The sequence below is a fragment of the Paractinoplanes deccanensis genome, from assembly GCF_016862115.1.
Taxonomy (GTDB): Bacteria; Actinomycetota; Actinomycetes; order Mycobacteriales; family Micromonosporaceae; genus Actinoplanes; species Actinoplanes deccanensis.
Window position 1 is genome coordinate 1 of record NZ_BOMI01000218.1, and the last position, 15,096, is coordinate 15,096.

10 protein-coding genes are annotated in these 15,096 nt (G+C 71.1%); 5 read left to right on the forward strand and 5 right to left on the reverse strand.

All coding sequences use genetic code 11. The annotated features are described in order from the left end of the window. The first annotated feature begins 146 nt into the window (after positions 1-146). Positions 147-305 carry a hypothetical protein gene (locus tag Ade02nite_RS48435; protein ID WP_203778223.1) on the forward strand — a complete coding sequence of 53 codons (159 nt, stop codon included), beginning with the start codon at positions 147-149 and terminating at the stop codon, positions 303-305. Positions 306-501: 196 nt separating this feature from the next. Here the strand turns inward: Ade02nite_RS48435 and Ade02nite_RS48440 are convergent, their stop codons facing one another. Next, complete coding sequence (locus Ade02nite_RS48440; protein ID WP_203778224.1) at positions 502-1,008, reverse strand: hypothetical protein; 507 nt, start codon at positions 1,006-1,008, stop codon at positions 502-504. Between the two features lie 611 nt (positions 1,009-1,619). On the opposite strand from Ade02nite_RS48440, the gene Ade02nite_RS48445 reads away from it, so the two are divergent. Then, the gene (locus tag Ade02nite_RS48445) at positions 1,620-2,213 is read left to right on the forward strand and encodes a TetR/AcrR family transcriptional regulator (protein WP_203778225.1); all 594 of its coding nucleotides are present in this window, start codon (positions 1,620-1,622) and stop codon (positions 2,211-2,213) included. Positions 2,214-2,270: 57 nt separating this feature from the next. Here Ade02nite_RS48445 and Ade02nite_RS48450 read toward each other — a convergent pair whose 3' ends face one another. Together Ade02nite_RS48450 and Ade02nite_RS48455 are read right to left on the reverse strand one after the other, a co-directional pair. Then, positions 2,271-2,834 (reverse strand): nuclear transport factor 2 family protein, encoded by a 564-nt coding sequence (locus tag Ade02nite_RS48450; protein WP_203778226.1) that lies wholly within the window; start codon positions 2,832-2,834, stop codon positions 2,271-2,273. A 367-nt stretch (positions 2,835-3,201) separates the two neighbouring features. Then, positions 3,202-3,825: a TetR/AcrR family transcriptional regulator gene (locus tag Ade02nite_RS48455; RefSeq protein ID WP_239169629.1), complete on the reverse strand. Its 624-nt coding sequence runs from the start codon at positions 3,823-3,825 to the stop codon at positions 3,202-3,204. Positions 3,826-3,874: 49 nt separating this feature from the next. On the opposite strand from Ade02nite_RS48455, the gene Ade02nite_RS48460 reads away from it, so the two are divergent. Continuing rightward, entirely contained in the window at positions 3,875-4,825 is a 951-nt protein-coding gene (locus Ade02nite_RS48460) for an NADP-dependent oxidoreductase (RefSeq protein WP_203778228.1), read from the forward strand. A gap of 197 nt (positions 4,826-5,022) precedes the next feature. On the opposite strand, the gene Ade02nite_RS48465 is transcribed toward Ade02nite_RS48460, so the two are convergent. Further along, positions 5,023-5,436 (reverse strand): cupin domain-containing protein, encoded by a 414-nt coding sequence (locus tag Ade02nite_RS48465; RefSeq protein ID WP_203778229.1) that lies wholly within the window; start codon positions 5,434-5,436, stop codon positions 5,023-5,025. A 248-nt stretch (positions 5,437-5,684) separates the two neighbouring features. Between Ade02nite_RS48465 and Ade02nite_RS48470 the strand changes: the two genes are divergently transcribed. Further along, the gene (locus Ade02nite_RS48470) at positions 5,685-9,251 is read left to right on the forward strand and encodes a S8 family peptidase (protein WP_203778230.1); all 3,567 of its coding nucleotides are present in this window, start codon (positions 5,685-5,687) and stop codon (positions 9,249-9,251) included. Positions 9,252-9,372: 121 nt separating this feature from the next. Here Ade02nite_RS48470 and Ade02nite_RS48475 read toward each other — a convergent pair whose 3' ends face one another. Continuing rightward, positions 9,373-12,417 (reverse strand): helix-turn-helix transcriptional regulator, encoded by a 3,045-nt coding sequence (locus Ade02nite_RS48475; protein WP_239169630.1) that lies wholly within the window; start codon positions 12,415-12,417, stop codon positions 9,373-9,375. A 175-nt stretch (positions 12,418-12,592) separates the two neighbouring features. On the opposite strand from Ade02nite_RS48475, the gene Ade02nite_RS48480 reads away from it, so the two are divergent. Continuing rightward, entirely contained in the window at positions 12,593-15,043 is a 2,451-nt protein-coding gene (locus Ade02nite_RS48480; protein ID WP_275410007.1) for a GAF domain-containing protein, read from the forward strand. Positions 15,044-15,096 lie beyond the last annotated feature (53 nt).

A 15,096-nucleotide genomic window follows, 5' to 3' on the forward strand; every position in this document is an offset into this window, starting at 1 on the left:
CGCCGTTGCAGTACTAGACGTGGATTCGCGCCGCCGCCGCGCGCCGCGGCCTTGGAGACACCTGGCCTGTTTGGCTGTGGGCGAGGAACCCCCGTTACGCCCTCGTTCGATAGGTCCGCCACGCCGCCCGGAGGGAGCCCGGCAGCGTGCTGATCACCGCCCGCATCTCCCGCGAGCGGCTGCTGATCAGTGAGTCCATGTCCTGGCACAATGCCCTCAACAACGGGCCGGTCTTCACCCCGGGAACCAGCGACGAAGAAGTCGCCGCCTGCTACGCCCGCCTCGACGTGCAGGATCCCGGCTGACGGCGGGCGACAACGGCGGATCCGGCCGTACGCCGGCAGGTTGAACGCAGCTGGAAGCTGATCTTCGATACCAGCGTGTGGCCGGCCACCAGTGACTTGCGGGCCACCGTTGCCGAACTACGCGCCGGAGACGTCATCGACGCTGTATGGATTGTCCCCAACCTGCCCCGGCGCGACCGCTGATCCACGGACCCGGTCAGCCGGGGAGATGCGCCTGGCCTTGCCGGAAAGCGGGACGCCGCGATCTGGTGAAGCGGCGCACGGTGGCCTCGTCGGCGGGGACGATCCGGTTGGCGATGTTGCTGCCCCGTTCGATGTCCATCCGTACGGTGCTGTGCTCCCACTCGCCGGCTCGGGTGAACGTCTCGGCGTATGAGCCGCGGCCGTCGGAGGCGTCCCATTCCCGCAGGACGCCGGACGGCTTGTTCGTCGGATCGTCGTCCGCCACCAGGATGGAGTAGCGGAAGTCGATTGTCTTCTCCCGCTGCTCCCGGATCCGGGCGGCCGCCTCGGCGGTGATCGGCTGGAGCCGGTACGGAAGCTCGCCGGACCGAATCCGGTCGAGCAGGCCGGTCTGGGACCAGGCGGCGTCCTCGTTGAGTCGCATGACGCCGTGCGGTCCGGCGCCCTCGGCCACCCGAACCACGGTGACCGGGTCGTCGACGTCGTGCTGGTCGTCAAGGACGGCGAAGTAGTGGTTCACCCGGTCATCGTCCCAGCGGAAGGGTGGACACGCTGAAATCGGATGCGGCCGATCGGACGACAGGAAGGAGCCGGAGGTGGACATGATCGAGCAGCTGCGGATTGGCAGGTCGGAGATCTCCGGAGCATGCTCGCTGCCCAACCGTTCCTGGCCGCGAGATCAGCTCATCCGTACAAGCTGCGGCGTGAGCTGGAGTCCGTCCCTGAGTTGCGGCGCCACCTGTTCTCTTTCACTGAAGGCCGGGTAGGGGACCTCGACGCGGGCCGAGTGGGGCTCGCCGAACGCGGTGTCTTCGCGGCCGTGCATCAAGAGGCCGGCGATGGACGAGCGGGCCGTCTTGGGCAGCTGCTCCTGAGCATGCCCAGCACGTCGGTGAACCAGAGCCGGACAGAACGAACATCCGCTCATCTCGGCCGGAACGGGGAGGGTGGCCTGATCGCAGCCGTGGAAAGACTGGAGCGAGGCGCGCCGCGGAGGGCGTGAAGGGGCCATGCACCCGCAACGGCACGGCGGCGCACAGAGGCCGTCGATTCCTAACGTTGTTAAGCTACCTGTGCCGTGGCGGCGTCGCGGCTCGGCGTGGGGAACGGGCTCGAAGTGAGGTGACAGCTGTGCCGACCGGCACCAGGCGGGCACGTGAACGCGCGAGCACGCGCGAACGGATCATCGGGGCCGCGTTGCACGTCCTGGAGAGTGAGGGCGCCTCGGCTCTGACGATCCGGCGCATCGCCGCCGACGTCGAATACACCGCGCCCGTCGTCTATCAGCACTTTGCCAACAAGGACGCACTCGTGCTGGAACTGGTCGCTCACGGCCACCGTCTGATGATGGCCGAGCTGGAGCAGGTCGCCGAGGAACCCGACATCGACCGCCGCATGATGCAGCTCGCGTCCGAGTACGTTCGGTTCGCCGGCGAGCATCCGCACCTGTATCAGGTCATGAACGGCGATGCCGTCGACGCGGAGGAGCGCCGGCGCGCGGCGGCCCCCGCCATCGGTGTCCTGAAAGAACTGCTGACCGAATGGTCGGACACCCACGATGTGGTCCTGGCCGATTTCGATGCGGCCTGCGACATCATTTGGGGCACGCTGTACGGTTTGGCCTCGCTCGGCGCGCTCGGTAACGAGCGTGCCCGGCGGCTCGCCCAGGAGGCGCTGCGTACGTTGCTCCTCGGCTGGCGGGCCGACCTACCGGACAACGCGTAGGCGCTGAAACGGCTCCGGCCCGGTTCCGTCGGAACGAAACCGGGCCGAAGCCGTGCATCAGTTGCCGGTGGGAGTCCAGTCCGCGGGCAGGCCGGAATCGCTCAAGATCTCACCCCGGTTGTAGTAGTCATTGCTCGACTCGATGAGATTGCCGCGCAACCGCAGCACGGTCACGGCCGGCACCGCGAACGGACGAGGCGCGCCGACGATGTGGCCGCTGAACACCCCCTCGACCACCACCTCGTCACGCCCGCCGAATCCGCCCGTCACCTCGAACCCGAAATCGTCGATGAGCTGGTGGGACCCGGTCTCCCACTCCGTGACCCCTTCTCGGCCGCGGAACACCAGGTTGAGAGCGCGATCGGTGTAGACCGCGTCCCTGGTGTAGAGGCGAGCGAGGTCGCGGGTGTCCGTGGTCACCCACGCGGCGGCCCAGCGCCGCCCGATCGCCGGCACCTGATCCCTCTTCTCGTTCTTCTGTGGACGGTCAACTGCCTGCTGCGTCCCGGTCTGCGCGGCCTGCTCTCTCGGGGACGCCGCTGAGGAGGCTGCGGTGCCGGCGAGGAAGGCCGCCATCGCCGCTGCGGCGGTGAGGCCGGAGATGAAGGTACGCGTGCGCATGTGAGTCCCCTTGCGTTGAGTTGACGCCGCTCGGCGCCTAACGTTGTTAGATCTCCTAACGCCGTTAAGTTAGACATAGTCAGACGGTGGCGTCAAGGGGGACGCATGGCGGGTAATCGGCCACCGGCTCCGGCTGGGCCTGCTCGGCGGGGGTGGCCAGTGGGGCGAGCACGTGGGCGGCGCCGTTCTGGTCGATGACCCGCGAACAATGGGGCGGACCCGAGCGGACCACGGCCTACGGAGTCGGCGAGTGGCTCGCGGGCTATCTCCTGATCGGCCAGGAGGTGCGACGGCGGCGGCCCGGTGTTCTACGGGCGACCTGGGCGCAGCAGGCCCCTGTTCGGTGATTCAGGCGCCTGCGAGCGTCTCAGATCGCGGGCAAGGGCAGGGGGACCGCGGGCGGCAGGGGTGTGCGAAGGGGGCTGGTTTGGAAGGACTGAAGGATCAGTGCGGCGAAGCGGCGGGTGGCAGCCAGGCGCTGGGCGGGTGGGCCGGCTTGTAGCCCTTCGTTGGCCATCAGGGCAAGGATCAAGTCTTCGAGGACGAAGTCGGCGCGCAGCTCCCCGGTCTTGCGTGCGCGGTCGGCGAGTTCGGCGAGCATCCGGAGGGTCTGCGCGCGGTTCGCGGCGAAGCCGGCTTCCGGGGGGAGTCGCGCGATGAAGGCGCGGGCGAGGCCGTTGTCGAGGGCGTGGGTTTCCATCAGTTGCTGCACGACCATGCGGAATCCGGACCAGGCGTCGGGGTGTGTCAGGCCTCGTTGGACGATGTCGGAGCACAGGGCCATCTGCTCGGCGAAGACCGCAGCGATCAGGGCGTCCTTGGAGGGGAAGTGCCGGTAGATCGTGGCGGCGCCGATGCGGGCGCGGCGTGCGATTTCGCGGATCGGCAGGTCGAGGCCCCCGGTGGCGAACGCGAGGCGGGCGACCGTGAGGATGCGCTCTCGGTTGTGACGGGCGTCCGAGCGTTGTGCTTGTCTTACTTCGGCGGTCACTGCTCTCACTTTAGGCCGCCGGGCGGGTGGTCTCGTTACGGTCGGGTCCATGCGAGCTGTTGTGATTTCGGAGTTCGGGGCGCCGGCGGTGGCGCGGGTCGTCGAGGTCGAGGCGCCGCACGCCGCGGCCGGCGAGGTGCGCATCGCGGTGCGGGCGTCCGGGCTGTCGACCGGGGAGGTGCGGATCCGGTCGGGGAAGCTGGCCGACAAGGTGCCTGTGGCGTTGCCGCGCCGCACCGGTTTCGACGCCGCCGGGGTGGTCGACGAGATCGGTGAGGGCGTCACCGGCTTGTCGATCGGTGACGAGGTGTTCGGGATGGCTTCGACGCAAGCGCGGGGCGCGAACGCAGACTATGTGGTGTTGAGTGCGTGGGCGCGCAAGCCGTCCCGGTGGAGTTGGGCGGAGGCGGGCGGCGCGGCCGCCAGTGCCGAGACGGCCACCCGGGTTCTGGATCGTCTCGGCGTTCGGGCGGGTCAGACCGTTCTGGTGCACGGCGCCGCGGCGGCGACCGGCAGCGTCGTCGTGCAGTTCGCTGTCGCCCGCGGTGCTGTCGTCGTCGGTACGGCGAGCGAGCGTAACCATGACTTCCTGCGGTCGTTCGGCGTTGTCCCGACGACGTACGGTCCGGGACTGCCCGCACGCGTCCGTGACCTCGCCCCGCAGGGTATCGACGCGGTCGTCGACTGTGCCGGGGGAGCGCTGCCCGACCTGATCGCCGTCGCCGGGGACGCGGCACGGGTGGTGACGATCGCCGACTTCGACGCCGCCGCTCATGGGGTGCACATGTCGCACGGCGCTCCCGCCGGCCCGTCCGGCCGGCCGGTGGCCGGCGGCGCCGATCCGCTGGCGGTGCACGGGCTCGCTGACGCGGTCCGCCTGGCCGAGTCCGGTCGGCTGCGGATCCCGGTCGCGGCGACCTTTCCGCTGAACGAGGTGGCGGCGGCCCACGAGCTGAGCGAGTCACGCCATGCGCCCGGGCGCATCGTGCTCGTCAACTGATCTTCGCCTCGGAACGGCGTTGCCTCATCGCTCGATCAGGCCACCTGGACGAGGCCGGGCGGAATGCGTAAGCCGAGCCGGCGGTGCAGATGCGGTCTGCGTTGCAGCGGCGCCGCCCTACCCGCTCGGCCTCGTGCTCGCGTGGTTGCTGTACCTGCTCGGCGGTCAGCGCGGGCTACCTGGCGGTCATATGACCTTCAGGCCGGCCCGGGTGCGACGGTCGGTGGCCATCGACCTTCGTCAAGAATCTCCGCTTCGCCGGGGCCTGGCCACGGCGGCATAGTCACGCCGACCGCGGCCAGCGGCTCGTCGGACGTCGAACGGAACTGGAACGATGTCCCGACCGGGATGGTGACGGCCGTCCCAGCGCTGACGTCCTCCACCGTTTCGGCCTGGTCCTGCCTGCGCCACATCTGGCCGTGGCCGGTGACGAAGTACCAGATCTCGGCGACGGTACGGTGGCGTACGGGAACTGAGGTGGCCCACGGCCGGAGCTGGAAATGAGCCATTCCACCGGCCTCCAAGCCGAGTAGCAGCCGCACGTCTGATCCGTCGGGAGCAACGGCATCCACAGTGGCAGGAAGCTGTCGGGTCTCGAACCGCTTGTTCATGACGTCCTCCTCAAGCTGGTAGACCTTCTCGGGACGCCGATCGGTCTATAGCCCGGCCTTGCCGGATGTTTGAGGTCTCCCGAGGTGGTCGTTGCCGTGTTCGGCGATTCGATCATGTGCTGAGCGGACGGGCCTCGCAACGTGGCGGAGATGCGACATGGCGCATTCCCGCCGCCTCTTTGATCTTCGGGAGGCGGCGGGTTCGTGGTGATGATCCTCGATCATCGTTTGATCGAAGGGCATGAGCTTTGTCTCTCCGTGACCAGCGCCCGGGACGTGTCGCGGCCGGCCTCGCCGCCGCCGCGCTCCTGGGCTCCTCGGCGTTCGCGCCGCCGGCCGGCGCGGCCGAGGGCGGCCCTGTCCCGCCGGACAGCGTCCGCACCGTCACCCTGATCACCGGCGATCGGGTCACGATGGGAGCCTCGACCCTGCGGGTCGAAGGCCCGCAAGGCGCCGCCGTCGGCTACACCCGGCGCACCGAGAACGGGTCCACCTACATCTATCCGGACGAAGCCCTGCCGTACGTGGCCAAGGGCCTTCTCGACAAGCGGCTGTTCGACGTCAGCGGCCTGATCGCCGACGGCTACGACGACGCCCGCACCAGCCGCCTTCCCCTGATCATCAAGTACGCCGAGGGGGCCACCAGCCGGGCCAAGCGAGCCGCGCCGGCCGGCGGGACGGTCACTCACGTGCTGGAAAGCATCGACGGTGCCGCCGTCACCCGCGACCGCGCCGCCGCCGTGCCGTTCTGGAACGCCCTGACCGGCGACAACGCTACCGCCAAGCTCAGTGCGGGCGCTCCCGTCGAGCACGTCTGGCTCGACGGCAAGATGCACGGCGACCTCGCCGAGTCGACCGCCCAGATCGGCGCTCCCCGGCTGTGGTCCGAGGGCGACGAGGGCAAGGGCGTCGACGTCGCCGTCCTCGACAGCGGCCTCGACACCGGGCACCCGGACTTCGCGGGACAGGTCACGTCCTCGTCGTCGTTCGTCCCCGACGAGGACGTGACCGACTACTTCGGGCACGGCACTCATGTCGCCTCGACGATCGCGGGGACGGGCGCGGCCTCGGGCGGTGCCGAGCGGGGCGTCGCCCCCGGTGCGCGGCTGCACATCGGCAAGGTGCTCGACCGCAACAACAGCGGCCAGGAGTCGTGGATCATCGCCGGTATGGAGTGGGCGGCCCGCGACCAGCACAGCCGCGTCATCAACATGAGCCTCGGCTATCAGGGCGGCGACGCCACCGACCCGGTGAGCACGGCCGTGAACACGCTGAGCGCCGAGACCGGCGCTCTGTTCGTGATCGCCGCCGGGAACAGCGGCCCGGCCGCCATCGGCTCGCCCGGCAACGCCGACTCGGCGCTGACCGTCGGCGCCGTCGACGCGTCCGACCACCTGGCGAGCTTCTCGAGCCAGGGGCCGCGCAACGTCGACGCCGGCATCAAACCGGAGATCACCGCTCCCGGCGTCGACATCCTGGCCGCGCGCTCGCAGTTCTCGCCGGGGGAGGGCTCGTACATCACCCAGAGCGGCACCTCGATGGCCACGCCGCACGTCACCGGCGCGGCAGCGCTGGTCGCCGCCGCCCACCCGGACTGGAGCGGGCAGCGCATCAAGCAGGCGCTGGTGGGCTCGGCCAAGGCCACCCCGGACTACACCCCGTACCAGGCCGGCGCCGGGCGGGTCGACGCCTACGCCGCCGCGCACACCTCGGTCTTCGCCACCGTCACCGCGTACTCGGGCTTCTACACCTGGGGCACCGAGCCGGCGACCAAGACCGAGACGATCACCTACAGCAACGACGGCGAAGCGCCGGTCACCCTCCGGCTCGCCCTGGACATCGACGCCCCGGCCGGGACGTTCACGCTCGACCGGGACACGGTCACCGTGCCCGCGAAGGGCACGACGACCGCCACGATGACCGTGAAGCCGCCGCTGGTGCCGGTCGACAGCAAGCTCAACGGCATGCTGGTCGCCTCCGACGCCTCGGGCGTGGTCCGCACCCGCACGCTCATCGGCGCCGGCCGGGAGGGCGAGCGCCACGACCTCACCGTGATCGTGAAGGACCGCGACGGCAAGCCGGCCGCCGGCCGCTACGTGCAGTACCTCGACCGGACCGGCGCCTCCGGCTTCCTCGAACTCGACTCCGAGGGCCGGACGACCGTGCGGCTGCCGGTCAGCTCGTATTCCGGCTTCTCGCAGATCGACGTCCGCGGCGCACACGGCCCGCGCTCCAAGGGCTTCGCGATGCTCGCCTTCAACGACGTGAAACTCGACCGCGACCGCACCGTGGTGCTGGACGCCCGGCAAGCCAGGCCGGTGACCGCGCAGGTGCCGCAGGAAACCACCGTGGCGGAGATGCGCATCGACCTCTACCGCGGCTGGCCGGGCAACTTCCTGCAGACCAGCTCGCTGCCCGACGCGACGTACGACAGCGTCTGGGCCCTGCCCACCGGCCGCAAGGTGACCGACGGCGAGTTCGAGCTCGGCGCCCGCGCCCGGCTCGAGCAGCCGGCGCTGACCGTCGCCGGGCGCGACGTGCTGGTCAAGCGGGCCACGCCGGCGCTGCCGGAGGGCCGGTACACGCTGCAGGTGAGCACGGCGCCGAAGCGGGGCGCGGCCCACATCGTCCGGAACACGGGTGACATCGCCGGGCAGGCCGCCGTCGCCGCGAAGGCGGGCGTCAAGGTGCTCCTGGTCGTCAACGACGGCGCCGGCCGGCTCGACCCGTGGCCCGCCGAGAGCCGGTTCGGCCCCGACGTGCCGGCCCCGGTCACCGTGGCGACCCTCGGCGCCGACGAGGGCGAGGCCTTGCTCGCCGCCGCGCAGCGCCGGACCACGACGATCAGGGTCACCTCCCACCCGCGCACCACCTACCTGTACGACGTCGTGCACCACTGGACCGGCGCGGTGCCGGCCGATCCGGCGTTCCGATCCGGATCGGCCGACCTGGCCCGGGTGAACGTCGCCTTCCGCCACGACCGGCCGGCCAAGGCCCTGGAGTCCCGCACCGACCTGTGGCGCGGCGTCTGGACCGGGATGAACCCGACCCCGGCCCCGGCCCAGGGCACCCGCACCGACTGGGTGACCGCGGGCACGGCCTGGCGCGACGAGGCGACCCTGCCCGGCGAGATGGTCCAGAAGGTCATCGACCCGTCCACCTACCGGGCGGGGCACACCGGCGAGACGACCTGGTTCGGCCCGATCCTGCGCCCGCGGATGGGCCAGCCCGACTTCCTGCCCACACGTGAGCAGGACGCCATGCACGTGCCGGTGCCCGGCTGGGGTGCGAACGGCGCCGGCTACATCGGGCAGAGCGTCTACAACCTCGACGTGGCCAATTACGCCGAGCTCTACCTGGGTGACGAGGTGGTCGGCCAGGACAACTTCGAGTACATGAACGCGTACGGGCTGCCCGCCGGTCCGCAGCGGTACCGCGTGGTCGCCGACAACGACCGGGGCGACTGGGCGGCCACGTACTCGACGCACACCCGTACCGAGTGGGCGTTCACGTCCGCGGCCGGCTCGGCGACCCTCCCGCTCATCCAGCTCGACTACGCCGTCCCGCTGGACGAGGCGGGCCGGGCCGCCCGCAACGCCGAGGTGACGGTGACGCCGCGGCAACTGCCGGGGGTGACGGCGACGGTCGGCCGGCCTCAGGTCGAGGTCTCGTACGACGACGGCCGCATCTGGCACCCCGGCGGGTCGCTGAAGGCGCCACGGTCGGCGGCCTTCGTGTCGCTGCGGGTCTCCGCGCGTGACAACGCGGGGAACACGGTGCGGCAGGAGATCACCCGAGCCTTCGGGCTGCGCTGACCGGCTGGGCGGCCCGGCGCTCACGAGGCGCCCGGGCCGCTTAGCCTCCCCGCGGGGAGGCTCCCAGCACACCGCCGGGCCCGGTTCACGCCCTCGCCGCCGTGAGGGGTTACCGCATCCGCTACTGCTCGCCGATGGGCAGGGCCTTGGGCAGGTCGCGGCGGGAGGTGATGCCCACCTTGGCGAAGACCTTGCGCAGGTGCCATTCGACGGTGCGGGGGCTCAAGAACAGCTGGGCGGCGATCTCCGCGTTGGTCCGGCCGGTGGAGGCCAGCTGCGCGACGGCCGCCTCCTGACGGGTCAGTTGCTCCCGTAGGCCAGTGGGCTCCCTCTTGACCACGGCCTGGCCCATCAGGGCGAGCTCGCGGGCGGCCCGCTCGGCGTAGCCGGGAGCGCCCATCGCGGTGAAGGCGTGGTGGGCGGCGCGCAGTTCGGCGCGGGCCTCGTCGAAGCGGTGCTCGCGACGCAGGTACGAGCCGAACAGCAGGTGGGCCCGGCAGACGGTGGCGCTGACATCCTGGCCGGAGAGCAGCTCGATCGCGGTGCGGTAGTGCTTCTCGGCGGCCGGCGCGGGAAACGTCAGGGCGTCCATGAGGGCCTGGATGCCCAGCGCCAGCGGGGTCGGCGTCTCCGCCGTGATCGCGGCCAGCCGGTCGCGGGCGGCGGTGGCCACCTCGGGGAGACCGGCGAGGGCGGCCGCCTCGATGAGCTCGTGCAGCGGCCAGTTGCCGAGGGCGAAGTCGCCGTGGGCGACGGCTTCCTCGGCCGCGGCCAGCGCCGCCCGGTGGTCGCCGGTTCCGTTGTGGAGGATGGCGAGCGCGTGGCAGGCCACCGCGTGCAGCCGGCCGTCACCGCTGGTGGCCGCCTCGCGCTTGCGTTCGTCGAACAGCGCGGTTGCCGTCTCGGCCGGTCCTTTGTACGCCGCGAGGACGAGCCGGGAGAACTGGTAGACCGACGCCCCGGTGGCCTGGATGACTTCGTCGATCTCGTCCATCATGCCGGCCGCCTCGCCCAGCCGGCCGGCGTAGATCATGATGTTGGCCCGGATCGCGAGCGCGTTGGGCAGCAGCGAGAGCGCCCCGCTGCCGACGGCGGCCCGGATCGCGGCCTCGCTCATCTGCTTGACCAGGTCGAGTCGGTAGACCTCGTAACCGACCAGCGAGGTGAGCCAGATGAAGCGGGAGTCGGCGACGGCGAGCGCGCGGTGCAGCAGCGGCAGGGATCGCGTACGCCCGTCCAGCACCCAGGAGACGAGCCCGGCCAGCAGCAGATCGGGGAACGTCTCGCCGGCCGGGGCCAGCTCGCGGGCCGACAGGGCGGCCTTGCGCAGGTCGTCGCCGCCGAACCGGCCGGTGTACATGGCGGCCGTGACGGCCAGCAGGAACGTGTCCCGCGAGGCCTGTGGATCGGCGGCCGCAAGCCGTTGCGCCGCGGCCAGCAGCGGCGCGAAGGCCTCCCGCTTGGAGCGTAGCGCGAAGTCGACCTGGGCCCGCAGCCGCGAGACCAGCGTCTGCCGCAGGCCGTCGAGCGGCGCCATCTCGGCCGCCGACAGGAGCCCGGTCACCCGGTCGTACGCTCCGGCGTACGCCGCCGCATCTGCCGCCGACACGAGCAGGGTCCCGCGCCGGGCCGGGTCGGTGGTCAGCGACGCGGCCCGTTCGAGGAAGGCGGAGGCGGCCGACCAGCCGCCGCGGGCCCGCGCCCGGTCGGCCGAGCCCTCCAGCTCGGCTGCGACCTCGTCGTCCTCCCCGAGCACGGCGTGGGCACGGTGCCAGGCCCGGCGGTCGGGGTCTTGGGCCGGGTTGGTCACCTCGGCCAGGGCGGCGTGGACCCGGCGCAGCTCGTCCGGCTCGCCGGAATGCCAGGCGGCGGCCCGGATGAGCGGGTGCCGGAACCGGACCGAGGTGCCGAGCTCGAGGAGTCGCTCCTGCTGCGCCGGGACGGCCGCGTGGGCGCCGACACCGAGCCGGTCGAGGGCCCGCCAGAGCAGCTGGGCGTCGCCGACCGGCTCGACCGCGGCGGCCAGCAGGACCGTGCGAGTCTCCGGCGGCAGTGCCGCGATCCGCCGGCGGAAGCCCTCCTCGACCCGGTTCTCCAGCGGCGCCCCGCTGTAGCCGCCGAAGCCGAAGGCCAACTCGGCCGGGGTCATCCCGCGCGGCAGCTCGAGGATGGCGAGGGGGTTGCCGTGGGTCTCGGCGATGATCCGGTCGCGGACGCGGGGATCGACCGGCCCGATCAGCACCGAGTCGAGCAGTGCCCGGGCGTCCGGCTCGGCCAGGCCCTCGATCGGCAGCTCAGGGATGCTCTCGAAGCCGGTGGCATCGCGGGCCGCGAGCACCATTCCGACCGACTCGCCCGACAGCCGGCGGGCCACGAAGCCGAGCGTCACCGCGGACGCCCGGTCGATCCACTGGACGTCGTCGACCACGCACAGCAGCGGCTGGTCGGCCGCCGCCTCGGCGAGCAGTCCGAGCACCGCCACGCCGACCAGCAGCCGCTCCGGCGGCGGGCCCGCGGCCAGCCCGAAGGCCGTGCTCAGGGCCTCGCGCTGATGGGCCGCGAGCCGGTCGAGGTGGCCGAGCAGCGGCACGCAGAGCTGCAACAGCGTTGAGTAGGCGATCTCCGATTCAGACTCGACGCCGGCCGCGCGCAGCACGCGGGTCGCGCCGGCCCGGCCGATCAGAAACTCCAGCAGCGCGGTCTTGCCGCTGCCGGACGGGCCGCGCAGCACCAGCGCGCGGCTCTGCCCGGAGCGAATCGCGCCCAGCAGCGCGTCGAGCTCGTCCTGCTCGCGGCGGCGTCCCACCAGATCGGTTTTGTCAATGGCCTCGACGAGGTCGTGGACCGCACGCGCGGACAGATCGATCTTCGAGAGGAAACCGATTGCCGGGCTGGCCGCGATGAGGTCGGCGAAGTCCTCGCCGGAATGGGTGGAGATCATGATCACCGGGGTCGGTGCCAGCCGCGCGGCCAGGTCGAAGCCGCTCTCGCCGACCAGGTTGATGTCGACCAGCGCCACATCGGGGTGTAGCTCGGCGGTCCGCTCGACGGCGCCGGCGATGTTCTCGGCCGTGCCCACGACGGTCAGGCCCTCGCGTTGCAGCAGGTCACGGGCTGCGAGCAGGAATTGCCAATTGTCGTCGACGAGCAGGCAGCGCAGGGTCACCCGATCAAGGGTGCCAGTCGCGGCCCGGCGGCGCATTCCTGCCAGCCGGTAGGTCAGCCGTGCGCCACGGGCTGTGCACCTCGGCCGCCGGAGGAGGAAGAGCCGGCTCCGGGTTGTGAGAAGACGCACCACGACGCCATCTGAACCGAGCGAGTGCGGCTGCGTACATAAGGCTGTGACCTGGAGGCTGCGAGATCGACTGCGGTGGCGATGGACGGGGCGGCGGAGACTCCACGAGTACGAACGCTTCGTCCAGCTCTCGCCCACCATGGTGACGCTGGCCGGCCACGACGGCTACTGGAAGCGGGCCAGCCCCGCAGTGCTGACCATCCTCGGCTATTCACAGGCCGAGGCCCTGGCCCGTCCATACCTCGAATTCGTCCACCCGGACGATCGTGAACAGGTCAGGCACGCCCGGCAGCGCGCCGCCGAAACCACACCGTCATTCACGTTCGAATGCCGTATGCGGCATAAGGACGGGTCATTCCGCCTCATCGAGTGGACGATCACGCCGTTCCCCGACCGGAAGGAGATGTACGGTATCGGCCGGGACGTCACCGATCGGCGCCGAGCCGAGCGAGAGCAGGCCGCCATCCAGCGGATCGCCACCCTGGTGGCCCAGGAGCCACCACGCTCGGCGTTGTTCGATGTCATCGCGGAGGAGGCCGGGAGCCTGCTCGACGCGGCCGAAGCACGGCTGTCTCGCTTCACTGACGACCAGAGCGCGACCGTCGTGGGCCACTCGGGTTCGTCCAGCTCCCCGCTGGGTGAGGAACTCCTTGCCACGATGGCCCGGAGCGGCCGGCCGGTGACGTCGGCCGACGCCACCACATTGGCCATCCCGGTCTTCGCCGAGGGTGGGCTGTGGGGCAGCCTTGCCGTCGCTGCCGCCCCGGGCCAGGCATTGCCGCCGTACGCCGAGACTTCGCTGAAGCAGTTCACCAGCTTGATGGCGACGGCGATCGCCGACGCCGAGTCGCGGCACGCGCTGGCCCGCCTCGCCGAGGAGCAGGCGGCGCTGCACCGAGTCGCGATGCTGGTGGCGCACGACGCCGCGCCCGGCGAGGTCTTCGCCGCCGTAGCCGGCGAAGCCGGCACGTTGCTGGGCAGTGACATCTCCATGGTGGCCTGCTGCAACGGCGACGGGACCGTGCTGGTGCTCGGTAGCTGGAGCACCTACGCCGACGGCCTACCGGTCGGCACTCGAGTCACGCTCGGCGGTCACAATGCCATGAGCATCGTGGCCCGCACCGGCCGACCGGCCAGGCTGTCGAACTACGACGATGCCACCGGCGACCCAGCCGAGATTGCCAAGCGCGAGGGTTGGAAGTCCGCGATCGCCGCGCCGATTCTCGTCGAAAGGCGCATCTGGGGCTTGCTGCTCATCGCCACCCGCCGTAACGAGTCCTTCGCGGCGGACACCGAGCAGCGGCTGGCAACCTTCACCGACTTGGCCGCGACCGCGGTCGCCAATACTCAAGCTCATGAGCAGGTCCGCAGATACGGCGAGGAGCAGGCGAGCTTGCGCCGCATCGCGACGCTGGTGGCCAAGGGCACAGATCCGGAGGCTCTGCTCAACGCGATCACCGACGAGCTCGCGGGGACGTTCGCCGCGATGAGCGCCGTCATGCGATTCGAACATGATCTGTCCGAGGTCGTCCTTGTGGGTAAGTCGAGCGAGATCGCCGTTCCGACCGGAAGCCGCTGGCCGATCAAGGAGACCCCCGCTGCGGCCGCGGTGCAGCGGACAAGGCAGTCGGTTCGGGTCGAGGCGGCCGACCTGGTGCCGACAGCGGGCCCGAACAGGGCGGAGATCCACCGGCCGGGCATCGTCTCGACGGTGGCGAGTCCGATCATCGTGGAAGGGCGCCTGTGGGGCGTCATGACGGTGAGCGACCGGGATCAGCTGCCGCCGGACACCGAGCAACGGTTGACCAGGTTCGCCGACCTGTTCACCACGGCCATCGCCAACTCGGAGAGCCGCTCCGAGCTGGCGGCCTCGCGGCGGCGCATCGTTGCCGCAGCCGACGAGGCTCGGCGCACCATCGAGCGAAACCTGCACGACGGCGCCCAGCAGCGCTTGGTTTCGCTCGCGCTGGCCGTGCGATCGGTCCAGTCCTCCCTGCCCGCGTCGCTCGGCGATCTGCGCGACGACCTCTCGACCGTGGCCGCCGGTCTCGCCGCCGCGGTCGACGAACTGCGGGAGCTGGCGCGCGGCATTCACCCGGCCGCGCTTGCCCAGGGCGGTCTGAGCGCGGCCTTGAGGGCCCTGGCCCGGCGCTCAGCGATCGCGGTCGACCTGAAACTCGCCCTCAACGAGCGGCCGGCCGAGCCGATCGAGGCGGCGGTCTACTTCGTCGTCTCGGAGGCACTGGCCAACGCGGTCAAACACTCGGCAGCCACGCTGATCGAGGTGTGGGTCGAGCACCGCGATGAGACTCTGCACTTGGCCATACGCGACGACGGCGCCGGCGGCGCTGACCCGCGTGGATGGGGGCTGCTGGGCCTTCGGGACCGCGTCGAGGCGCTCGGGGGTTCCCTGTCCGTCGACAGTCCGCTCAGCCAGGGCACACGGATCACCGCCGACCTGCCGTTCAGGCTCGACCCCCTACGCCCGTCGGCGTGAGCGGCGATGATGTCGGCGGTCCGCGAGCTGACGCCGCATGGTCGCCGACACGG

Excerpts from the sequence above, each read along its gene's own strand:
- Ade02nite_RS48450 (WP_203778226.1), bottom strand. The coding sequence starts at position 2,834 with ATGCGCACGCGTACCTTCATCTCCGGCCTCACCGCCGCAGCGGCGATG.
- Ade02nite_RS48460 (WP_203778228.1), top strand. The coding sequence starts at position 3,875 with ATGCGAGCTGTTGTGATTTCGGAGTTCGGGGCGCCGGCGGTGGCGCGG.
- Ade02nite_RS48465 (WP_203778229.1), bottom strand. The coding sequence starts at position 5,436 with ATGAACAAGCGGTTCGAGACCCGACAGCTTCCTGCCACTGTGGATGCC.